Source organism: Streptomyces sp. NPDC101237 (assembly GCF_044767465.1).
GTDB classification, from domain to species: Bacteria; Actinomycetota; Actinomycetes; order Streptomycetales; family Streptomycetaceae; genus Streptomyces; species Streptomyces gramineus.
Genome location: NZ_JBIWNY010000010.1, coordinates 201,865 through 223,764, shown reverse-complemented (window position 1 = coordinate 223,764; position 21,900 = coordinate 201,865). Strand labels below are relative to the sequence as shown.

The following is a 21,900-nucleotide window of genomic DNA, read 5'->3' as shown; positions in this document are numbered from 1 at the left end:
TCCTGAGTCGGGGATGTACAGGAGGGAGTTCAGCGACGCTCCCCCGGGACCGCGTCCGCGCGCGCCGTGGCACGACGGTCGAGGGCCGCGGGGAAGCCCGGGGCACGGAACGGAGCGACCGGGCCGCTGCCGAATTTTTCGGTCACCTCATGTGACCGGACCGGCGGTGCTCTGCCGCTCCACCAAATGCGTCGCCAGCTCGATCCGTTGGGCGGCCTTGCCCGCTTCCTCGGGGCCGAACAGCATGCGTGACGCCTCCTCTGCCATGCGCCGCAGAGGCTGGTGCACCGTGGTGAGCGGCGGGCTCGACCACTGGGCGAGAGGCACGTCGTCGTACCCGACCACGGACAGGTCCTCCGGTACACGCAGTCCCCTGATCCGTGCCGCCTCCAGCACGCCGAGCGCCTGGAGATCGCTGCCCGCGAAGATGGCCGTCGGCCGGTCAGGCCCGTCCAGCAGGCTCATCGCGTGGTCGAAGCCGCCCTGCACGTGGAAGTCGCCGAACCGCACCAGCCGCGGGTCCACCTCCAGGGACGCCATCGCCATGGCGGAGCGGTAGCCGTCGAGGCGCGCCCGTGAGCACAGCATGTCCTCCGGTCCCGTGATGATCGCGATCCGCCGGTGGCGCAGTGCCGTCAGATGCCGGGTGGCCGCGAGCCCGCCGGCCCAGTTGGCCGAGCCCACCGACGGCACGTCGGGGTCGGGATCGCCCGCCGGATCGACGACGACGAAGGGGACGGACGCCGACCTGAGGCGCCCCCGGACGTCGCCCGGAAGCGTGGAGAAGACCAGGACGACGCCCAACGGCCTTCGTTTCAGGACTCCTTCGAGCCACTCGGGGCCAGGCGCGTGCCGTGTGCCGCTCACGGTGAGCACGACGGTCGCGTGGTTGTCCCGCGCGACCTGTTCCACGCCCTTGATCAGCTCCATGGCCCAGATGCTCTCCAACTCGTGGAACACCAGCTCGAGCAGTGCGGGCCGGGCCGGATTCCGGGGGCGGCGACGGTAGCCGTGGGCCTCCAGTGCTCGCTCGACCTTGGCTCTTGTCACCCGGGACACGTCCGAACGACCGTTGACCACCTTCGAAACTGTCGGCAGCGAAACACCCGCAACTCTCGCCACCTCGGCCAGGGTCACCTTGCCGCTGATCTTGCCGTCCTCGCCCATGTGCGCAGGATATAGCGGCGCGATGCCGTAACGGTTTGAGCGAGTGCGTGCATGACTGTTGACCGAGCCTCAGGCCTGTCCTAGTGTCCCCAGCGCATTGACTTTCGGTAATGAGGCCGAAACTTTCGAAGGGCTCCAACGATGAAGACACGCGCGCGCTTGCCCAGACTGATCGCCTGCGGTGCGACGCTCGCCCTGGCGCTCCCCCTGGCCGCCTGCGGCAACGGCAACGGCCAGTCGTCGAGCGACGGCAAGATCCACGTTCTGGTCTACGGGGACGCCAGCAACAAGGTCGAGAAGCAGATCGTCAGCACGTTCAACAAGACGTCCGACGTCAAGGCCGTCCTCGACACCATCCCCGGCGCCGACTACCAGCAGAAGCTCCAGACGATCATCAACACCCCGCAGGCCCCGGACATCTTCTTCAACTGGGGCGGCGGCAGCATCCAGCCGTTCGTCAAGGCCGATCTGCTGCTCCCGCTGGACGGCTTCATCGCGAAGAACCCGGATCTGAAGTCCAAGTTCCTGCCCGCGGTGTTCAACAGCGCGGTGGTCGGCGGCAAGCCGTACGGCGTCCCGATGCGCGGTACCCAGCCCGTCCTGCTGTTCCACAACAAGAAGGTCCTCAAGGACGCCGGGGTCACGCCGCCCCAGACCTGGGACGAACTCCTCGGCGCGGTGGAGAAGCTCAAGGCCAAGGGAGTCACCCCGATCGCCCTGGGCGGCGGCGACAGGTGGCCGACCCTGATGTGGTTCGAGTACCTCTACGACCGCATCGCCGGACCGGGCCTGTTCCAGAAGGCGCTCGACGGCGACAAGTCGGCGTGGGAGAGCGCCGACAGCAAGAAGGCGCTGAGCATGCTCAAGGACCTGGTGGACTCCGGCGCCTTCGGCAAGAACTACGACTCGGTGAAGTACACCAACGGCGCCTCACCTGCACTCGTCGCCTCCGGCAAGGCCGGCTTCGAGCTGATGGGTTCGTGGTACTACGCCCAGCAGCAGACCGACGCCAAGAGCTTCGCCGAGAAGGACCTCGGCTACACGGCGTTCCCGACCGTTCCCGGCGGCAAGGGCGACGCCGCCGACGTCGTCGGGAACACGAACAACTTCTACTCGGTGCTGCGCAAGACCAAGTACCCCGACGCAGCCGCCAAGTTCCTCAAGCTGATGTACTCGGACGAGTTCGTGAAGGCGCAGCTGGCCATCGGCAACCTGCCCACGACCACGAACACCGAGTCCTTCCTCGACTCCTCGGCCAACCCGGACTACTCGCGCTTCCAGTACAACCTGGTCGCCAAGGCTCCGGCGTTCCAGCTGTCGTGGGACCAGGCGTACCCGCCGGCCGCGGGAACCCCCATCCAGCAGGCCGTGCAGCAGTTCTTCGACGGCCAGATCGACGCGGACGGCTTCATCAAGGCCATGCAGGCACTTCCGGGTGAATGAACGGCTCATGACCACACAGATCACGAGCACCCCGCCCGCCACCAGGTCCCTCAAGGTGGGCCGCCGGCGGGCGGGCGGCTCGTCAACGGCCAACATGGCGCGGCCCGGCTTCGGCTGGGCCCTGCCCGCCGCCCTGTTCTTCTCCGTCTTCGCGATCGTTCCGCTGATCATGGTCGCGGTCCTGTCCTTCATGACCTGGAACGGGCTCGGATCGCCTCAGTTCGTCGGCATGGACAACTGGTCCCGTCTCGTGGACGACCCCGTGATGCTCAAGAGCATCTGGGTGACCCTGCTCCTGACCGCCCTCGGCATCCTCATCCAGACACCGCTCAGCGTGCTCCTGGGCGTCTGGGCCGCCGGGTACCAGCGCAACCGCGCCGTGCTGTCCGTCATCTACTTCATCCCGCTGCTGCTGTCCGGCACCGCCGTCTCCGTCCTGTGGCGGGCTCTGCTCGACCCGAACTTCGGCATCCCCGCCGACGCCGGCTGGCTGTTCGGTGACGGGAACCTGTTCGGCAGGCAGGCCACGGCCATCGGGGTCCTGGCCTTCGTGAGCACCTGGCAGTTCACCCCCTTCCACACCCTGATCTACCAGGGCGCGGCACGGGCCGTCCCGCAGGTGCTCTACCAGGCCGCGGAGATCGACGGGGCGGGCCGCTACCGGCAGTTCTTCCACATCACGCTGCCGCAGCTGCGCAACTCGATGATCACCTCGATGATCCTGATGACCGTCGGCGGTCTGACCACCTTCGAGACCGTCCTCATCCTCACGCAGGGCGGACCCGGCACCGACACCACCATCAGTGCCTACTACATGTACGAGAAAGCCTTCAAGAGCTTCGACTTCGGCGCCGGTGCCGCCATCGCCCTCACGCTGGTCGTGGCCTCCACCGTCATCTCGCTCGTCGTCGTCCGCGTGTCGGGCTACGACAAGATGCGCAGCACCATGGAGGGCGTGTCATGAGGCGGCGTCCCAACTACGTGGCCGGGGCCGGCTCCGCCGTCTGGCTGTTCCTGGTCGGACTGCCGCTGTACGTGATGATCGCCGCGACGCTGCGCACGCGCGGCGACTACGCGGCGAACGGCCCGGTGTCGGTGCCCGAGACCTTCACCCTCGACAACTACCTCAACGCGTTCGACACCGGATTCGGCCGGTACTTCCTCAACACGATCGCCGTCACGGCGGCCGTGGCCGGCCTGGTGCTGGTCCTGGTGCCGCCGCTCGCGTACGCCATCGTCCGCAGCCGCTCCAAGGTGACCTCGCTCGTCTTCCGGCTGTTCCTGCTGGGACTCGCCATTCCGGCGCAGGCCGTCATCGTGCCGATGTTCTACCTCATCAGCCAGGCGGGGCTGTACGACAACCTGCTCGGCGTCATCCTGCCGACCGCGGCGTTCTGCCTGCCGATGTCGGCGCTGATCCTCAGCGGCACCATGCGGGACATCTCTCCCGAACTCTTCGAGGCCATGGCGGTGGACGGAGCGACTCCCCGCCGCATGTTCTTCCAGCTGGTCGTACCGCTCTCGCGCGGCGGCCTGTCCACGATCATCGTGTTCTCGGCGCTCCAGGCATGGAACGGGTTCCTCTTCCCGCTGGTGCTGACCCAGTCCGACTCGACCAAGGTGATCACGCTGGGTCTGTACAACTTCCAGACCGAACACGGCATCGACATCCCCGGCCTTCTCGGGGCCGTGATGCTGTCCATGGTGCCCGTCCTGCTCGTCTACCTGTTCGCCCGTCGCGCCCTGGTCCAGGGCCTGATGGGCGTCGGAGGAAAGTGACCGCCACGTGGCTGTAGAGACCTCCCACCCGGCCCCCGTGTGGAACGACCCGTCCCGCCCCCTCGCCACCAGAGTGGCGGCCCTGATCGAGGCCATGACCCTGGAGGAGAAGACGGCCCAGCTGTACGGCGTGTGGGTCGGCGCCTCCGCCCAGGGCGACGAGGTGGCGCCGCACCAGCACGACATGGAGGAAGCGGTCGACCTGGAGGCGTTGATGCCCACCGGACTGGGCCAGCTGACCCGGCCGTTCGGCACCGCTCCCGTCGACCCCGCCCTCGGGGCTCTCTCCCTGCAACGCACCCAGGCCCGGATCGTCTCGGCGAACCGCTTCGGGATCCCCGCTCTCGCGCACGAGGAGTGCCTCGCCGGCTTCGCGGCGTGGGGTGCCACCGCGTACCCCGTCCCGCTGTCCTGGGGCGCCACGTTCGACCCCGACACGGTGCGCCGCATGGCAGCGGCCATCGGCCGTGACATGCGTTCCGTCGGCATCCATCAGGGGCTCGCGCCGGTCCTCGACGTGGTGCGCGACGCCCGCTGGGGGCGCGTGGAGGAGACGATCGGCGAGGACCCGTACCTCGTGGCCACCATCGGGACGGCCTACGTGCGGGGCCTGGAGTCGGCGGGGATCATCGCGACCCTCAAGCACTTCGTCGGCTACTCCGCGTCCCGCGCGGGACGCAACCTCGCTCCCGCCGCGATCGGCCCCCGCGAACGCGCCGACGTCCTGCTGCCTCCGTTCGAGATGGCCGTGCGCGAGGGCGGGGCGCGCGCCGTCATGCACGCCTACAACGACAACGACGGCGTACCCGCCGCCGCCGACCGGCAGTTGCTGACCGGCCTGCTCCGTGACACCTGGGGCTTCGAGGGAACGGTCGTGGCCGACTACTTCGGCATCGCCTTCCTCAAGACCCTGCACGGGGTGGCGGCGGACTGGGCCGACGCGGCGAACGCCGCCCTCGCGGCGGGCGTCGACGTCGAACTGCCCAGCGTCAAGACGTTCGGTGCGCCCCTGGTGCGGGCCGTCAAGGACGGCCGGATCCCGGAGTCCCTCGTCGACGGCGCCCTCAGCCGGGTGCTGCGTCAGAAGGCCCAGCTCGGCATGTTGGACCCCGACTGGGATCCGGTGCCCGCCGCCCTGCGCGGCACTGATCCCGACGCCCCGGACGCCCTGCGCGGCAAGGTCGACCTGGACTCCCCCGCCAACCGCGAACTGGCACGTGAGCTGGCCGAGAAGGCGGTGGTCCTGCTCAGCAACGACGGTGTGCTGCCGCTTGCCGCGCCGCGCCGGATCGCCCTGGTCGGTCCCAACGCGACCGAGGCCACGGCCGTGTTGGGCTGCTACTCCTTCCCCATGCATGTCGGGGTCCAGCATCCGGACGTTCCCGTCGGCATCGACCTGCCCACCCTCCACGACACCCTGACCGCCGAGTTCCCCGACGCGGTCGTCACCGTCGCCCGCGGCACCGGCGTCGACGACGGCGATCTGTCCGGGATCGGTGCGGCGGTGGACGCGGCGCGGAACGCGGACCTGGTCATCGCCGTCCTGGGCGACCGCGCGGGCCTGTTCGGGCGTGGCACCAGCGGCGAGGGCTGCGACGCGGAATCGCTCACCCTGCCCGGCGCCCAGCAGCAACTCCTGGACGCGCTGCTCGACTCCGGGCGTCCCGTCGTCACCGTCCTCCTCGCGGGCCGGCCCTACGCCCTGGGCCGCGCGGTGGGCGAGTCCGCGGCGATCGTCCAGTCGTTCTTCCCGGGCGTCGAGGGCACCCGGGCGATCGCCGGCGTGCTCAGCGGCCGGACCAACCCCTCCGGGCGGCTGCCCGTCAGCGTGCCCCGCGGCCCGGGGGCCCAGCCGACCACCTATCTCGGCGCCCGCCTGGCCCAGGCCAGCGACGTCTCCAACATCGACCCGACCCCGGCGTTCGGCTTCGGTCACGGCCTCGGCTATACGACCTTCACCTGGAGCGATCTCAGGGTCCGGAGCCGGCAGGCCACGACCGAGGGCGAGTTCGCCATCGCCTTCACCCTCGGCAACTCCGGCGAACGGACCGGGACCGAGGTCGTCCAGCTCTACCTCCACGACCCGACGGCGTCCGTCGTCCAGCCGGTCCAACGCCTCGTCGGCTACGACAGGGTGTCCCTCGCGCCGGGCGAGACCCGTCGTATCGACATCACCGTGCCCGCCGACGTCGCGTCCTTCACCGGTCGGGACGGCCGGCGCATCGTGGAGCCGGGCGACCTGGAACTCCGCCTGGCCTCGTCGAGCACGGCCGCGCACCTGACGGCGACGGTCACGCTCACCGGCCCTGTCCGCGCGGTGGACGAGACCCGCCGGTTCCACGCCACCTTCGCCCAACAGGCGCTCCCTGGGCAGTAGTTCGAAGGCCGCGAGGCCGGGGCCGGCGATCGCTCGGCCGGATTCGTCCGGCCGAGCGGTGCGCACGGGAGGCCGTCCGGCTCCGCGGCCGCCGGGCGGCACAGCCCGCGGTCGGGTCGTGGGGACGGTCAATTCGGCGGCGCGAAGGCCGTGAGGGCGTCGGCGGGGGCGTCCGGGGCTTCTACGTCGCCTCCCCGGAAGTCGTCGCGCACTGGAGCGTGCGCGACGAGGACCGGCCGTTCGTCGCCGTGGCACGCGACCATCTCCTCGCGGAGACGTCCGCTCCACCCGGGAACTTCTCGGCGGAGCTGCCGCGGATCCTGCTCTCCGTGCTGATCGCCCGGCTGCGGCCACCCCTCTGCGACGCAGGGTCGCTTCCCCCGCTCTTCCTGCCGTTCCGCTCCGGCGTCGAAGCGCACCTCCGCGAGCACCACGACGCCCGCCACTGCGCCCATGCGCTGGGATACGCGCCCCGCACCCTGTCCCGGGCGGTGTACCAGGCCACCGGCCGCGCGGCCAAGGCGTACCTGGTCGCCCGGATCGTCCCGGAGGCGAAGCGGCTCCTCGCGCACGACCGCGGCCCGCGGCCCGCTGCGCCGCCGTGCTCGGCTTCCCCGACCCGTCCGCCTTCTCGGTCTTCTTCCGGCAGGCGACCGGCACGCGTCCGGGTGCCTGGCAGGCGCAGGCGCTGGTCACTCGTCACCGCCGCCCGGGTCCCCTCGTCCCACCGAGCAGGGACCGTGCTGATCTGGCTAGGCTGGTCCAGGTGCCGCCGGTGCCCGATCCGGCGGCTCGTGACCCGCGCGAGGGCGAACGCGGAGCACGGGGGTCCGGACGCGGTCCGGCCTGACCGACGGCGGCTGTGCCGATGGGCGTGACGTCCTGCGGCGCGCTCCGGTGACAGGAGGTGCTCCAGCGGCAGACCACCGAACCAGCTGAGTGCCGAACGACGGGGCCAATGCCATGGGGACACCGGACGAGGCATCCGAGGACAGGAGCGCGTCACGCCGAAGCACGGGGCAGCTGCTGCTCGACGAGGACCGCGCCATCCTGGACGCGTTGTTCAACCAGTCCCCGATGGGCGTGGCCGTGTTCGACACCCGGCTGCGCCTCGTACGGGCGAACCCCGCGCTGGAACGTATTCACGGAATCCCCAACGACCAGCTGCTCGGCCACCGGATCGGCGAGTTCCTGACCGGCATAGACACCGAGGAGATCGAGAACCGGCTCACGAAGGTCCTGGAGACGGGCCTGCCTGTCATCGGCACGGAGATCCGCGGACGTACGCCCGCCGACCCCGGCAGGGACCACGTCTGGATGACGTCGTCGTTCGCGCTGACCGACCCGGACGGCAACACGTCCGGCGTCACCGACATGATCACCGACATCACCGAGCGCCACCGGTCCCGCGAGCACCTGACCCTGCTCGACGACGCGGCCACCCGTATCGGGACCACGCTCGACGTCAGACGCACGGCCCAGGAACTCGCCGACGTCCTCGTGCCGCGCGTCGCCGATCTCGCGACGATCGACCTGCTGGTCGGCGTGGCGGAGGGCGAGGAGCCCCCGCCCCTGCGGGCCTGGCCGGTCGCGCTCCGTCTCACCGCGCGCAAGGCGGCCCGTCCGGAGATCACCGACGGGCTCCGGCGGCTCGGAGAGGTCCAGGAGTTCCCCGTGAGCTCGCCCCACGCCCAGACCCTCGCCACCGGGCATCCCCAGTTGCTGCCCGTCATCGACACCGGCGCCGACTGGATCCGGAACTCCCCCGACCCCCGGACCCGGACCCTGCTGGCGCGCGGGACCCACTCCATGATGGTGGTGCCGCTGCGCGCCCGGGACACCGTCCTGGGGGTGGCCCACCTGTACCGTGCCGGAACCCGGCCGGAACCCTTCGCACCGGACGACCTGATCTTCGTGCAGGAGCTGGCGACCCGTGCCGCGGTCTGCGTGGACAACGCCCGCAGGTACACGGGCGAGCGCGCCGCCGCCGTCACTCTCCAGCAGAGCATGCTTCCCCGCAGCGTCGCGGACCAGAGCGCCGTCGAGGTCGCGCACCACTACCGGCCGGCACGCGCGCAGGCCGGAGTGAGCGGCTGCTGGTTCGACGTGATCCCGCTGTCCGGCGCCCGCGTGGCGCTCGCCGTCGGCGACATCCCCGGCACCGGGATCGAAGCGGCCGCCTGCATGGGGCAGATCTGCTCGGCGGTGCGTACTCTCGCACAGCTCGACCTCGCCCCCGACGAGGTCCTGGCCCGCCTCGACGACATGGTTCCGCGCCTGGTCGAACGCGAGCACTCCACTGGTTCCGCGCCCATCCTGGAGAAGCTGATCGGCGCGACCTGCCTGTACGCGGTCTACGACCCGGTCTCCCGCCACTGCGTGATGGCGAGCGCCGGGCACCCCCCGCCCGTCATCCTCGACCCGGACGGAGCGGTCCGCTTCGCCGAACTCCCCTCCAACCAGCCACTGGGGCAGGACGACCCCGTCTTCGAACCCCACGACCTGGAACTCGCCAAGGGCAGCGTCCTCGCGCTGTACACCCGAAGCCTCCTCGACGCCGTCAGCGCCGACCCGACGGTGGAGAAGCGCCTGCGCGCCATCGTCGCCCGGGCACCCCGCTCGCCGGATGCCCTCTGCCGGGCCGTCGTCGGCACGGTCACCCCTCATCTGGCGGCCGAGGACGACCTGGCGCTGCTCGTCGCACGCACCCGCTCGCTCGACGCCGCGGACGTCGCCACCTGGGACCTGCCGTGCGACCCCGCCGCCGTCGCCAGGACCCGAGCCCTCGCCCTGCGGCGGCTCGACCAGTGGGGTCTGCGGGACCTGGCGTTCAGCACGGAGCTGATCATCAGCGAACTGGTCACCAACGCCATCCGCTACGGCACCCCGCCGGTCCGTCTCCGGCTCATCCGCGACCGCATGCTGATCATCGCCGTCAGCGACGCCGGCAGTACGTCCCCGCACATCCGCAGAGCCGCCGGCACCGACGAGGGCGGACGCGGGCTCTTCCTCGTCGCCCAGTGCTCGCGACGCTGGGGCACGCGGTACCACCCCACCGGCAAGACCATCTGGGCGGAACAGTCCCTCACCGACGTCGCCGGACAGCCGTGACCGGCGACCGCACCCGGTACGGACCTGCACGGCCTGGCGGAAGCGCCGGAAGACCTCGTCGCCGCCCTCAAGGCGAACCCGAAGGGCCGGCCTCGCACCCGGCGGCGGCCTCGTCGACTGTCGTGCGAACCAGCCGTGGAGAACCGTGACTCCGCGGTGCGTCCCCAAGCGGTCTGCTCCCGCTGCCGGTTCAGAGGCGTACGACGACCAGCGCCGTGTCGTCGGCGGCGTCGCCGGAGGGGAGGAGGTCCCCGAGCACGGCGTCGGCGAGGGCTTCGCACGCGTCGGTCCGGTGGCGGGCCAGGGAGTCGGCGAGCCGTGCGAGTCCCACGTCGATGTCCTCGCCGCGGCGTTCGATCAGCCCGTCGGTGTAGAGCACGAGGACGGCGTCCGCACGGAACGAGGCGACGGCCTGGGTCCTGGGGCCGTGCTGCGGACGTGCGGCCAGCGGCGGGTCGGTGGCCTGGTCGAGGAATTCGACCGTGCCGTCCGGCCACAGGAGGGCCGGTGGCGGGTGGCCGGCGCTGCTGTAGGTGATGGTGTCGTTCTCCCAGTCGACGAACGCCGTGGCCACGGTGGTGTTCTCGGCGCCGTCCACCGTGCGCGCGTACTGCCCGAGGACCTCCAGGGCCCGGGCGGGGCCCTCGGGGACGAGCGAGGCGGCGGTGAGGGCGCTGCGGAGCTGTCCCATGACGCCGGCCGCGGCAAGACCGTGGCCGACGACGTCGCCGACGGCGACAGCGATCCGGTCGCCGGGCAGTTCGACCAGGTCGTACCAGTCGCCGGCCACGTTCAGGGCTTCGGCGGCGGGCCGGTAGCGGACGGCCGCCGGGTGCCGGCCGATCGGCCGGGGAGCGGGCAGCATGGCTTCCTGGAGGGTCAGCGCGACTTCGCGGGCACGGATCAGTTCGGTGACGTCCTCCAGCCGGTGCAGCAGCAACGTCACCCGGCCGTCGGCTCCGAGCACGGGGATGTTGGTCACGTTGAAGTACCGCTCGTGCCACACCCCGGGCTGTTCGCGGTCCTCCGCGCACAAGCGCTGCAGCTCGACGGAACTCTGCTCACCGGTCTCCACCGCCCGACGCAGTGAGGCCAGCACTCTGAGCAGGAGCGGCTCGGCGGAGGTGTTCGCGAGTTGGTCCTCGGGCAGGAAACGCCCGATGATCTCCTCGCGGGGCAGGCGTCGCAGCCGCACGAACTCCGGGTTGGCGTCCGCGAAGATCAGCTGCGGAGTCACCAGCGCGACGGCCCCGGGAAGGGCCTGGAAAACCGCCGCGTAGTCGACCGTCGGCTCTGCCATGATGTCCCGCTCACCACGCCGCTCTCTGTCCCTTCACGATACGAGCAGGCGGTCGTGACCCGCATCAGGAGCTCGCGCGATGACCCTCCGGCCCGGGGCGGCGGGAGCCGAGGGGCCCGGAGCGCCCGGGATCGAGCCGTGCCCGTTCGGCTCGCGATTACGCTGGGCGCATGGCTGAACCGTCGTCTTCCGTGGTCACGGGCGTGGTCGCGGGAGTGGCCGCGGGCCGGTGGCGGTCGGGCGGCCGGTCCCTGGCGCGTCTGGGACGTCGTACGCTGCTGGACTCGGCGTACCTGCTGACCGGGCCGCTGAGTGCCGTGTTCGGCCTGCTGATGGTGCTCGGCGCCGGGTGTCTCGGCGCCGTCGGGCTGCTGTCGCCGGGCCGGGCGCGGGCTCGGGCCGCCGCCGCGGACCTGGCGCGATGGCCGGCCGACGTGGAGCGATGGCGGATCGCCCGGGTGCGGTCCAGGGGCGACGAGGCGCCGGACGTGCGCCGCCGGCCGGGGCGGGTGCCCGACGGGTCCGACGCGGGGCTGTGGCCGGACGTGGCGCACACGGTGCTGGTCCTTCCGGTCGTCGCGGTCACGTCCGTGGTGACGGCGCTGTGGTGGTTCGTCGGCCTGGCCGCCGTCACGGCCCCGCTGCGCAACCCGTACCCGGCGTCCGGCGCGCTGCGGCCGATGAACCTGTACGCGGGCGGTTCCCGGTCCCACATCGCCCTGAGTCTGGGGCTGGCCTCTCCCGGTCAGCGGATCGCGTTCGCCGTCGCGCTCGGCCTCCTGACGCTCGCCACCCTGCCGCCGGTGACCCGCGCCTGCGTCGCCGTCCAGGCCGGCCTCGGCGGGACGCTGCTGTCCGACCTGTCGGCACTGCACCGCAGGATCAGCGGGCTGGAGGCGGAACGCGACACCGCCCGCGCGCAGACGCTCGCCACGGTGACGGCCGAGGCGGCGGCCCTGCGCCGCCTCGAACGGGACATCCACGACGGCCCCCAGCAGCGGCTGGTCCGCCTCGCGATGGAACTGGGCCGCGCCCAGCACCACTTCGACGACAGGCCGGACACCGCGCGGGAGGCGCTCGCCGACGCGCTCGTCCAGGCGCAGGAGACGCTGGAGGAACTGCGGGCCCTCTCCCGCGGCATCGCCCCGCCGGTCCTGGCCGACCGCGGCCTGCCGGCCGCACTCACCGCGCTGGCCGCCCGCAGTGTCGTACCCGCCGGTCTCGACCTCGGTCCCCTCGGGCCGAGACCGGAACCCGCGGTCGAGACGGCCGCCTACTTCGTGGTCGCCGAGGCCCTGACCAACGTCGCCAAGCACAGCCGCGCCCGGCACTGCACGATCGGCCTGCGCCACGCCGAGGGAACCCTGCGGATCTGGGTGACCGACGACGGCCTGGGCGGCGCGGCCATGGCCAAGGGACACGGCCTGCGGGGCCTGGACGACAGACTCCGCGCCCTCGGCGGCCGCCTGCGGACGGCCAGTCCCGACGGCGGCCCGACCACGATCACCGGAGAACTCCCATGCCCCTGACCCCGTCCCCTACACCGGCCGAACCGGCTCCCGGAGAGGGCGCCGGGACAGCGCCGTGCCCCGCGGGCCGCCGGCCGCTGCGGATCGTCCTGGCCGACGACGCGGTGCTGCTGCGCGAGGGCCTGGTCCGCCTGCTCACCGACGACGGCCACCAGGTGGTCGCCGCGGTCGGCGACGGCCCGGCGCTGGTGCGGGCCGTCCTCACCCATCGCCCGGACGTGTCGGTCGTCGACGTACGCATGCCGCCGACCCACACGGACGAGGGCCTGCGCGCCGCGCTCACCGCCCGCACCCACCTGCCCGGCACTCCCGTCCTGGTGCTCAGCCAGTACGTCGAGGCGTCGTACGCCGCCGAACTCCTCGCCGACGCCTCCGGCGCGGTCGGCTACCTGCTCAAGGACCGGGTCGCCCGCGTCGAGGAGTTCCTGGACGCCCTGGACCGCGTCGCCCACGGGGCCACCGTCCTCGACCCGCAGGTCGTCTCCCAACTGCTGGCCGGGCAACGGCGCAGCGCCCCGCTGGAAACGCTGACGCCACGGGAGCGGCAACTCCTCGGCCTGATGGCCGAAGGCCACTCCAACTCGGCCATCGCCCGGCACCTGACGCTCTCCAGCAGCGCGGTGGAGAAGCACATCGGCAACGTCTTCGCCAAACTCGGCCTGCCACCCGACAACGCCCAGCACCGCAGGGTCCTCGCCGTCCTCGCCTACCTCCGCTCCTGACCGGGCCCTCCCCGCCCGGCCTGACGAGGCGTCACATGCCGCCCTGGTAGAAGCCCAGGAGAGCGGGCGCCGGGTCCGCCGCGGTGCCCGCGTTGGCCACCGCGACGACCGCCACCATCAGCGCGAGCAGCACGGACAGGACACCGAACCACCCCATCGTGCGCCGCATCCGGACCTCGGACCGGTCCGCCGCGGCGAACCTCCGCCACGCCGCCACGCCCAGGACCGCCAGGGCGACCGCCACGACCGACGCGAGCACGGCGAGCACCGCGTGGTACCGACCGAAGTCGTCCACCATCGCGTCCAGTACGACCGCGTTCCGGCCGCCCGCACCCGGATGGTGCGCGAGGCCCTGCTCGATCTGCCCGACCGCGTCCGCCAGCCGGCCATGAGGCTCACCGAGCGGAAGCACCGACGTCAGCGACGAGAAAGGGGCCGTCGCGCCCTGGACATTGGCCATCAGAGCCGCCAGCGACACGAGGGCGAGCACGCTGACGAACGCCGCGGCCACCGCCACTCCCCCGCCTGCCCGGCGGCCCGGCCTCAGGAACGCCCTCCACCACCGGACGGCCAGCGCGACGAGGACGATCAGCAGAGCGGCGGAGAGCACGCCTTTGACCACGTGGAAGCGGCACCAGTAGTCGACCAGGCGTTGCAGATCCGCGGGCACCCGCCGGTCCCCGGACTCCCAGTAGGAGACGAACGCCGGAATCAGACCGTCGACGAGAGCGCGCCGCGCATACGGCCCGCTCCGCGTCCCGATCCCGGCCAGCCTGGCCGGCGCGAGCACGAACGCGGCGCCCAGCACCACGGCGAGGACGACGAGGACGCCCGACGCCCGGCCGGACACCACGGCCCGTCGCGACGGAACATGTTCAGTACGCATGGAGAATCCCTCAACCCGATCAGCGTGGGAGCGCCGCCCGACCCAACCGGTGAGCCCGCCCATGGTCATGCCGATCACGATGCCGAACAGCGGCACACCGATCACTGCGGTACGCCACCCGACCCGGGTATGGCCCGCCACACCCCCGGGCCTCGCGACGGGCGGCGCGCCCCGCGCCCGGGGTGCCTCCGGTACTCCGAACCACCGCGTCCCGTCGTCCGTCGTTCACGGCACGATCGAGTCGACGATCCCTCCCTCGACGCGGATGGCTCCGCCGGTCGTCGCCGACGCCTTGTCCGAGCTGAGGTACACGACCATGTTCGCGATCTCCGCGGGCTCGATGAGCCGCTGCAGCAGGGACTGCGGACGGAACTGCCGCATGAAGGCGGCCTCGGCCTCGTGCCACGGCAGCTCTCTGCCGACGAGGTTGTACACGAAGTCCTCGACGCCCTCGGTGTGAGTCGGCCCGGCGAGAACCGAGTTCACCGTCACGCGTGTTCCGGCCGCTCTCTTGGCGAAGCCCCGGCCCAGAGCGAGCATCGCCGTCTTGGTGGTGCCGTAGTGCACCATCTCCGCGGGGATAGCCACGCTGGACTCGCTGGCTATGCACAGGACTCGGCCCCAGTTCTGCTTGAGCATCCGCGGCATGTACAGCCGGGTGAGGCGGACCGCGCTGAAGACGTTCACGTCGAAGTAGTGCCGCCACTCCGCGTCATCGATCTCCAGCACGTCCTTCGAACCGAAGATGCCCACGTTGTTGACGAGGATGTCGACGTCCGGGACCTGCTCGAAGGCCTGGAGCGCGCCTTCTTCGGTCGCGACGTCCGCGGGCACCGCGCTGACGTCACCGGCCGGCACCTTGCGCCGCAGTTCCTCGACGGCCTGCTCCACCCGATCGGAGTCCCGGCCGTTCACCGCCACCGCGGCTCCGGCCTCGGCGAGCCCCGCGGCGATCGCGGCTCCGATGCCCTGGGTCGAGCCCGTGACCAGGGCGGTGCGTCCTGCAAGGTCGATACGCATGTCCACTCCTCCACACCCGGCTGGATCGGCGGCGGCAGTCCATGTCGTCGCCTTCAGTCTCCGCGAGGATGTGCGGCACCGCGCGACGTCCACGCGGGACGGACCTGACCGGCTACGGCAACGCATCGCCCGGTCACTCTTCGTGCGGCGCGGGCTCAGGGGCCGAGGTGGATGTACGGCGCCCGGGAAAGCAGGCCCGGGTCGACCGAGGACGCGCCCTGGGCGGCGAGCCTTTCGCGTATCTCTCTCGCCTGCTTCGCGCGCGTGCTGCCCGCCCTGGCGCCTCCCCGCTCCGAAGCGGCCCTGCTCGGCTCGTTCGGCGGACGGGCGGACGGGCGGACGGGCCGACGCCGTGGCGCTCGCCGGCGCCGGAGCGGGCACCGGATGGCTGAACTCCGCCACCGCTCCGGCGGTCACCCATCATGCCCCGCGAGCCGCCCCGACCTGGCTGACGGCCGCTCTCGGACTCGCCACCGGAACGGGTGCACGAGCCTCGTCCTGCGTCGCTCCCGTGGCTGGAATCCGCCGCCGGGAAGGCCGGGCCGGTGCGTAGTTTGCCCCGCTGTAGACACGGGCACACCACAGGCACCGAAATATAGGACGGTACGACATCGGGGGATTCATGGCTGGAGAACGGGGCACTCTGGGGCAGGTCGTAAGAGTCCTCAGCCTTGCCACACTGATCGCGGTGTATCTGGGGGGCATGGCGGTGACCTATCGGCAGCTGAGGGTCGAAACACCCCTGGCGAACGTCGTGTCGGCCCCGGAATGGGCCCACGCCGTACTCGTCATGGGGCTGATGGTGGGCGGTGGTCTGGGCGTGGCCGCGGCCATCGTCGACCGCCGGAGCACAGCGGCTTCCTGGATCCTGATCGCGATCGGCACCGCCGCGGCGGTGGCGTGGTGCCTGTGGGCGACACGCGACGACGCGATGGTGCAGATGCTCTTCGCAGCGGCGCCTCCGCTGATCGCCTTCGCGGTCGTGGCCGAACTCATGCGCCAACTGCACGTGCACTTCAACTGACGCCCCGCCGAGGCGAACACACAGACCCGGGGCCCTCCGGACTGGCACGGGCGCGTGCAGCGGCCCGCGGCCGACGCACGACAGATCCCGGACGGGCCCTGCGCCGATCACTCTGACCGAACTCGCGGGCAGGACACGGTCGTAGGCGGTGTCGGTTCCCCGGTGGCGCTCGGCATCACGTTCGGCGACGGCACCTGTGCAACGGCCTTTCAACCTGTCCGCAGCGAGCTCTCCCCCGGCTCCGGCTCCCGGTGCGCCGGCTCCCGGTGCTCCGCACCCTGTCGGCCGTGCTCTGCTCGCGCGGTCTCCAGCAGCAGGCGCCACGAGGTCACGGTCGGGCGGCGGCGCAGGAGTGCGCGCCGTTCCCGCTCGGTCGCGCCGCCCCAAATGCCGTACTCGATACGGCGGTCGAGAGCGAACGCCAGACACTCGGTGCGTACAGGACAGCCGTTGCACACGGCCTTCGCCGCGTTCTGGGCTGCTCCCTCGACGAACAGTTCGTCCGGATCAGCCGTCCGGCAGGCCGCCCGCGCGGCCCACTCCTCATGATCCCCGACCACCTCGACGCCGTCCTCTCCCCGTCACGGCCCGCCGCACTCCCCAGGGCAGGCGCAGTGCCGTGAACGCTACGGCAGGCCGAGGGATCACGGCACATCCCGGCCCGGCAGCAACCCCTACGGGGGAACGCGGACTTGACGACGACCCGACCGGGTCTGGTATCGGAACGCACCGAAGTGGTCGCGACCCGGAACAGCGCGGTCGCGGCTGGGCCAGTCGACGGCGGGTGGACGAGGCCACCGTCCGGGCGCCGGCGCGGCCGGGACGCGTGGCTCCGGACGGCGGCCTGTTCGTCACCTCGTTCCTGACATCGTGCCCAGTTCACCCCGTACGCGGGCGACGGCGCCGACCGGTACGGCGTCGGCGGAGAGCGCGGCGCGTACCAGCCGTACGGGGTGGCCGCTGACCGGCGGGTCCGCGGCCAGGGCGGACTGGATGAACGGTTCCAGCAGGGGCCAGGCCCCCGAGACCCCGCCGCCGACGACGACCGTCGTGATGTCGGCGACGCCGGCCGTGATCACGATCGCGCGGGCGATGCCCGCTCCCGCGGCGCGGTAGACCGCGCGGGCGTTCTCGTCGCCGTCGGCCGCCGCGGCGGCGACCTCGCGGGCGGTGCGCTCCAGGCCGGTGCGCTCGGTGTAACGCGCGGCGATGGAGCGGCCGGAGGCCAGTGTCTCCAGGTGGCCTCGGCCGCCGCAGGAGCAGGGCAGGTCGCCGAAGCCGGGAATGTGCCCGATCTCGCCGGCCGCGCCGTGCGGGCCCGCGTACAGGGCGCCGTTGGTCCACAGCGCGCCGCCGACGCCGGTACCCAGGGTCATGCCGAGGACGTCGGTCTCGTCGCGCACCGCGCCGCCGTTCACCTCCCCGTAGAGGAAGGCGTTGACGTCGTTGTCCAGGTAGGCGGGGACACCGAGGGCGTCCTGGACGGCGGCGGTGACGGCGAAGCCGGCCCAGCCGTGGAAGGAGTCGCTGGCGACCAGGATGCGGCCGCTCGCGGAGTCGACCACCCCGGCGGCGCCGATCCCGGCGCCGACCAGGTGGCCCGGTGTGCGGGCCAGCAGCGGGGCGAGGGCGTCGAGCGCGGCGCCGATCATGGCCTCACCGCCCTCGCGTGCCGGGGTGGCCGTCTCCGCCCGGTCGAGGACCGTCAGGTCTTCCGAGCAGACCACCACCTGGGTGGTGGTGCCGCCGATGTCGATACCGGTGAACAGCGGCCGGAGGGAGGTGTGCATCGCGTGGTCCTGCGGGGTGTGGGGGGAGAGGTGGGGTCGGGTCACGCCTGGGCCTCCGTACGGCCGGCCGCGAGGGCGGCAAGGCGCTCGGCTCTGCGGCCCCGCTGCACGACCGGGTCGGGCACCGGTACGGCGGCCAGCAGCCGGCGGGTGTAGTCGGTCTCGGGATGGAGCAGGGTCGTCCCGGTGGAGCCCTGCTCCTCGATCCGGCCGGCGCGCATCACGACGACGTGCTGGGCGAAGTGCTGTACGACGGCGAGGTCGTGGGAGACGAAGAGGCAGGCGAAGCCCAGGTCGCCCTGGAGTTCGGTGATCACCTCGAGGACCGCTTCCTGCACGCTCACGTCGAGCGCGCTGGTGGGTTCGTCCGCGACCAGCAGCCGGGGGTCGAGCACGAGGGCGCGGGCCAGGCTGACCCGCTGGCGCTGTCCGCCGGAGAGTTCGCGGGGTGCTCGGCGGGCGACCTCGCGGGGCAGCCGTACCCGGTCGAGGACGTCGGCGATCCTGGCGTGGCGGTCCTTGGCGGTGAGGTCGCGGCGGTGGATCCGCAGCGGTTCGGCGATGCACTCGCCGACGGTCATGCGGGCGTCGAGGGAGGCCACGGGGTCCTGGAGGACGACACCGATGCCGGCCCGCAGCGCCCGGCGGGCCCGGGCACGGGTGCGGCCGAGGTCGGCGCCGAACAGGGAGACGGTGCCGGAGGTGGGCTGGACCAGGCCGAGCGCGACCCGGGCGGCGGTCGACTTGCCGGAGCCGGACTCGCCGACCAGGCCGAGGGTCTGTCCCGGACCGACCTGGAAGGAGACTCCGTCGAGGGCGTGCACGGCGGTCTTTCCGCGGCCGAACACCACGCTGATGTCGCGCAGTTCGACGACGGGTTCGCCTGACTCGGCGGAGGCGTCGGCCGGTTCGGCCGCCGTGTCGCGCACGGCGGCCGGCCCGGTCTTCGCCGTGGAGTCCGCGTCGGTGGCCGGTTCCGCGACCGACAGGCGCGGTACGGCGGCCAGCAGGCGCCGGGTGTAGTCGTGGGTGGGCCGCAGCAGGACGTCCTCGACCGCCCCGGTCTCCACGATCTCGCCCTGGTACATGACGGCGACGCGGTCCGCGAAGTCCGCGACGACGCCCATGTTGTGGGTGACGAGGAGCACGCCGGTGCCGGTCTCGGCGGCGAGCCGGCGCAGCAGGTCGAGGATCTCCGCCTGCACGGTCACGTCGAGGGCGGTGGTGGGCTCGTCGGCGATGAGCAGTCGGGGCTCGTTGGCGATGGCCATGGCGATGACGACGCGCTGGCGCTGTCCGCCGGAGAGCTGGAACGGGTAGGCGCGGGCCCGCCGCTCGGGCTCGGGGATGCCGACCCGGCGCAGCAGGTCGACGGCCTCGGCGGCCGCGTCCTTGGCGTTCACCTCGCGGTGGTTGCGGATCACCTCGGCGATCTGCTTCCCGACGCGGGTGAGCGGGTCGAGCGCGGTGGCCGGCTCCTGGAACACCATGGAGGCGGTCCTGCCGCGCAGTGCCGCCAGGCCGTTCTCGGAGGCGCCGACGATCTGGGTGCCGGCGATGACGGCGCTGCCGGTGGCGCGGGCGTTCCCGGTGAGCAGGCCCATCGCGGCGAGCGCGATGGTCGACTTGCCGGAGCCGGACTCGCCGACGAGGGCGAGCGTCTCGCCGGGCCGGACCTGGAGGGACACGCCCTTGACCGCGGGCACTTCGCCGGTCTCGGTGGTGAAGACGACGCCGAGGCCGTCGAGTTCGAGGATCGGTTCGGCCGCCGTGGTGCGGGCGGCGGAGCCGTCGGTGGTGGCGGTCATCCGCGTCCCCTCACATCGAATGCGTCGCGGAGTCCGTCCCCGATCGCGTTGAACGCCCACACCACCAGGATGATGGCCAGGCCGGGCGGCAGGATCAGCCACCAGTAGCCGGAGTAGGCGGCGGTGAGACCGGCGGAGAGCATGCCGCCCCAGTCGGTCTGCGGCGGCCGTACTCCCATGCCCAGGTAGGAGACGTAGGCGACCAGCAGGATGGCGTCGGCGACCTGGAAGGTGGCGGCGACGATGACGGTGGAGACCGAGTTCGGCAGGATGTGCCGCAGGATCGCGCGGGCGTGCGTGCCGCCGATGGCGCGCAGGGTCAGCACGTAGTCCCGGTTCTTCAGCGTCAGGGTCTCGGCGCGGACCAGCCGGGACGGCACCAGCCAGGACACCAGGCCGAGGATGAGGACGAGGCCGCCGAGGCCCGGTGTGGTGATGGCGGAGACCACCAGCAGGATGAACAGGGCGGGGATCGCGATGCCGGCGTCGACGACGCGCATCATCAGGGCGTCGATCCAGCCGCCCGCGTAACCGGCGGCGGCGCCCCACAGCGTGCCGATGCAGGTGGCGAGGACGCCCGCGGCGAGGCCGACGATCAGCGAGACCTTGCCGCCGTACATGAGCCGGCCCAGCTCGTCGTGGCCGACGGCGTCGGTGCCGAGCCAGTGGGCGCCGCTCGGCGCGAGGTTGACCTGTTCGAGCAGGGTGTGGGTCTGGTCGGTGGAGTACACCAGCGGACCCACGAAGCAGAACAGGAAGAAGAGGACCACGACGGCGAGGCCGACGACGGCGAGCCTGTTGCGCAGGAAGCGGCGGACGGCCAGGCGGGTGCCGGTGGCCTCGCGCGGTTCGGCGGTCTTCGTCGGGACCGCGTCCGGCTGGATGACGGCGCTCATGCCCGGCCTGCCTTCACTCGGGGGTCGATGATCCGCTGGACGATGTCGGCGAGCAGCGTGCCGGTGACGGTGGCGACGGCGATCACCAGGACGCAGCCCAGCAGGACCGGGTAGTCGGAGGACTGTGCCGCCGTCCAGAACAGCAGCCCCATGCCGGGGTAGTTGAAGAGCTGCTCGACGACGAGCGCGCCGCCGAAGAGGACGGGGATGTAGTAGCCGAGCATGGCCACCACGGGGGTCAGCGAGTTGCGGAACACATGCCGCGCGAGGATGGCGCGGGAGCGGGAGCCGCCCGCCCTGGCCGTGCGGACGTAGTCCTCGGAGAGGTTCTCCAGGGTGGCGGCGCGCATGTACCGGCTGAACACGGCGATCATGGAGGCCGCGCCCGCGAACACCGGCAGCACCAGGCCCTGCGGGTCGGAGAACACCTGCCCCACGGTCTCCCCCTGCGGTGCCTGCGAGGGGAACCACGCCAGTTCCTGGCTGAAGACCAGCACCAGGATCAGTCCGAGGAAGTACACGGGCGTGGAGTAGGCGATGAAGCTGAGCGTGGTGATGACGTAGTCCGTGGCCTTGTTGCGGCGCACGGCCTGCCACATGCCCAGCGGGATCGCGAGCACGAGGCCGACGACGGCCGACAGCAGGGTGAGGACCAGGGTCTTCGGCAGCCGCTCGCCGATGAGCTGGGAGACCGGCTCGTTGAGGGTGTACGAGGTCCCGAGGTCGCCGTGCAGGAGCCGGCCGAGGTAGTGGAAGTACTGCACGGGCAGGGACTTGTCGAGGCCCTGTTCGTGGTTGAAGCTCGCGATCTGCTGCGCGGTGGCCTGGGGGCCGAGGATCCCGCGGGCGGGGCCTCCGGGGAGCGCGTGCAGCAGGCCGAAGACGACGACGGTCACGATGACGATCACCGCGACGGCCTGGAGGACGCGTCTGATCAGGTACGAGGGAGTGCTCATGTGTTTTCCGGTCGCTTCGTCTCCGTGACGCGCTCGGGCGTCACCTGGACAGGGGCGTCACCACGACGCGGACGTCGGTGCGGCGCGGGTGC

The 21,900-nt window shown here is 71.9% G+C and carries 17 protein-coding genes and 1 pseudogene; 9 read left to right on the top strand and 9 right to left on the bottom strand.

What is annotated here, in order from left to right:
- Positions 1-147 precede the first annotated feature (147 nt).
- Positions 148-1,167, bottom strand: coding sequence for a LacI family DNA-binding transcriptional regulator (locus tag ACIRQ9_RS18160; protein WP_404173765.1), 1,020 nt, complete (start codon positions 1,165-1,167; stop codon positions 148-150).
- Positions 1,168-1,308: 141 nt separating this feature from the next.
- Here ACIRQ9_RS18160 and ACIRQ9_RS18155 point away from each other — a divergent pair, with 141 nt between their 5' ends.
- The 6 genes and pseudogenes from ACIRQ9_RS18155 to ACIRQ9_RS18130 all read left to right on the top strand — a co-directional run bounded on the left by ACIRQ9_RS18155 (position 1,309) and on the right by ACIRQ9_RS18130 (position 9,877).
- Positions 1,309-2,610, top strand: coding sequence for an ABC transporter substrate-binding protein (locus tag ACIRQ9_RS18155; protein ID WP_404173762.1), 1,302 nt, complete (start codon positions 1,309-1,311; stop codon positions 2,608-2,610).
- Between the two features lie 7 nt (positions 2,611-2,617).
- The gene (locus ACIRQ9_RS18150; protein WP_404173759.1) at positions 2,618-3,574 is read left to right on the top strand and encodes a carbohydrate ABC transporter permease; all 957 of its coding nucleotides are present in this window, start codon (positions 2,618-2,620) and stop codon (positions 3,572-3,574) included.
- On the top strand, positions 3,571-4,389 hold the full coding sequence (locus tag ACIRQ9_RS18145) for a carbohydrate ABC transporter permease (RefSeq protein ID WP_404173756.1): 819 nt from the start codon (positions 3,571-3,573) through the stop codon (positions 4,387-4,389). Before ACIRQ9_RS18150 ends, ACIRQ9_RS18145 begins: the two co-directional genes overlap by 4 nt.
- Positions 4,390-4,396: 7 nt before the next feature.
- On the top strand, positions 4,397-6,766 hold the full coding sequence (locus ACIRQ9_RS18140) for a beta-glucosidase (protein ID WP_404173753.1): 2,370 nt from the start codon (positions 4,397-4,399) through the stop codon (positions 6,764-6,766).
- 185 nt (positions 6,767-6,951) lie between these two features.
- Positions 6,952-7,448 (top strand): annotated as a pseudogene (locus ACIRQ9_RS18135) (helix-turn-helix domain-containing protein); the annotation flags it as partial.
- Between the two features lie 281 nt (positions 7,449-7,729).
- On the top strand, positions 7,730-9,877 hold the full coding sequence (locus tag ACIRQ9_RS18130) for a SpoIIE family protein phosphatase (protein ID WP_404173749.1): 2,148 nt from the start codon (positions 7,730-7,732) through the stop codon (positions 9,875-9,877).
- Between the two features lie 190 nt (positions 9,878-10,067).
- Here the strand turns inward: ACIRQ9_RS18130 and ACIRQ9_RS18125 are convergent, their stop codons facing one another.
- On the bottom strand, positions 10,068-11,177 hold the full coding sequence (locus ACIRQ9_RS18125; RefSeq protein WP_404173746.1) for a PP2C family protein-serine/threonine phosphatase: 1,110 nt from the start codon (positions 11,175-11,177) through the stop codon (positions 10,068-10,070).
- 170 nt (positions 11,178-11,347) lie between these two features.
- Here ACIRQ9_RS18125 and ACIRQ9_RS18120 point away from each other — a divergent pair, with 170 nt between their 5' ends.
- Positions 11,348-12,706 carry a sensor histidine kinase gene (locus tag ACIRQ9_RS18120; protein ID WP_404173743.1) on the top strand — a complete coding sequence of 453 codons (1,359 nt, stop codon included), beginning with the start codon at positions 11,348-11,350 and terminating at the stop codon, positions 12,704-12,706.
- Positions 12,707-12,783: 77 nt separating this feature from the next.
- Positions 12,784-13,428 carry a response regulator gene (locus ACIRQ9_RS18115; protein ID WP_404173883.1) on the top strand — a complete coding sequence of 215 codons (645 nt, stop codon included), beginning with the start codon at positions 12,784-12,786 and terminating at the stop codon, positions 13,426-13,428.
- A 31-nt stretch (positions 13,429-13,459) separates the two neighbouring features.
- On the opposite strand, the gene ACIRQ9_RS18110 is transcribed toward ACIRQ9_RS18115, so the two are convergent.
- Together ACIRQ9_RS18110 and ACIRQ9_RS18105 are read right to left on the bottom strand one after the other, a co-directional pair.
- Complete coding sequence (locus tag ACIRQ9_RS18110; protein WP_404173740.1) at positions 13,460-14,314, bottom strand: hypothetical protein; 855 nt, start codon at positions 14,312-14,314, stop codon at positions 13,460-13,462.
- A 225-nt stretch (positions 14,315-14,539) separates the two neighbouring features.
- Positions 14,540-15,334: an SDR family NAD(P)-dependent oxidoreductase gene (locus ACIRQ9_RS18105; protein ID WP_404173737.1), complete on the bottom strand. Its 795-nt coding sequence runs from the start codon at positions 15,332-15,334 to the stop codon at positions 14,540-14,542.
- Positions 15,335-16,037: 703 nt separating this feature from the next.
- On the opposite strand from ACIRQ9_RS18105, the gene ACIRQ9_RS18100 reads away from it, so the two are divergent.
- On the top strand, positions 16,038-16,358 hold the full coding sequence (locus tag ACIRQ9_RS18100) for a hypothetical protein (RefSeq protein WP_404173734.1): 321 nt from the start codon (positions 16,038-16,040) through the stop codon (positions 16,356-16,358).
- A gap of 209 nt (positions 16,359-16,567) precedes the next feature.
- Here ACIRQ9_RS18100 and ACIRQ9_RS18095 read toward each other — a convergent pair whose 3' ends face one another.
- The 5 genes from ACIRQ9_RS18095 to ACIRQ9_RS18075 form a co-directional block, all read right to left on the bottom strand.
- Entirely contained in the window at positions 16,568-16,918 is a 351-nt protein-coding gene (locus ACIRQ9_RS18095; RefSeq protein ID WP_404173731.1) for a WhiB family transcriptional regulator, read from the bottom strand.
- 291 nt (positions 16,919-17,209) lie between these two features.
- The gene (locus ACIRQ9_RS18090) at positions 17,210-18,148 is read right to left on the bottom strand and encodes an ROK family protein (protein ID WP_404173880.1); all 939 of its coding nucleotides are present in this window, start codon (positions 18,146-18,148) and stop codon (positions 17,210-17,212) included.
- Between the two features lie 41 nt (positions 18,149-18,189).
- Entirely contained in the window at positions 18,190-19,956 is a 1,767-nt protein-coding gene (locus ACIRQ9_RS18085; protein ID WP_404173728.1) for a dipeptide ABC transporter ATP-binding protein, read from the bottom strand.
- Positions 19,953-20,852: an ABC transporter permease gene (locus ACIRQ9_RS18080; RefSeq protein WP_404173725.1), complete on the bottom strand. Its 900-nt coding sequence runs from the start codon at positions 20,850-20,852 to the stop codon at positions 19,953-19,955. Before ACIRQ9_RS18080 ends, ACIRQ9_RS18085 begins: the two co-directional genes overlap by 4 nt.
- Complete coding sequence (locus ACIRQ9_RS18075) at positions 20,849-21,808, bottom strand: ABC transporter permease (RefSeq protein ID WP_404173722.1); 960 nt, start codon at positions 21,806-21,808, stop codon at positions 20,849-20,851. The genes ACIRQ9_RS18080 and ACIRQ9_RS18075 overlap by 4 nt, the downstream gene beginning before the upstream one ends.
- Positions 21,809-21,900 lie beyond the last annotated feature (92 nt).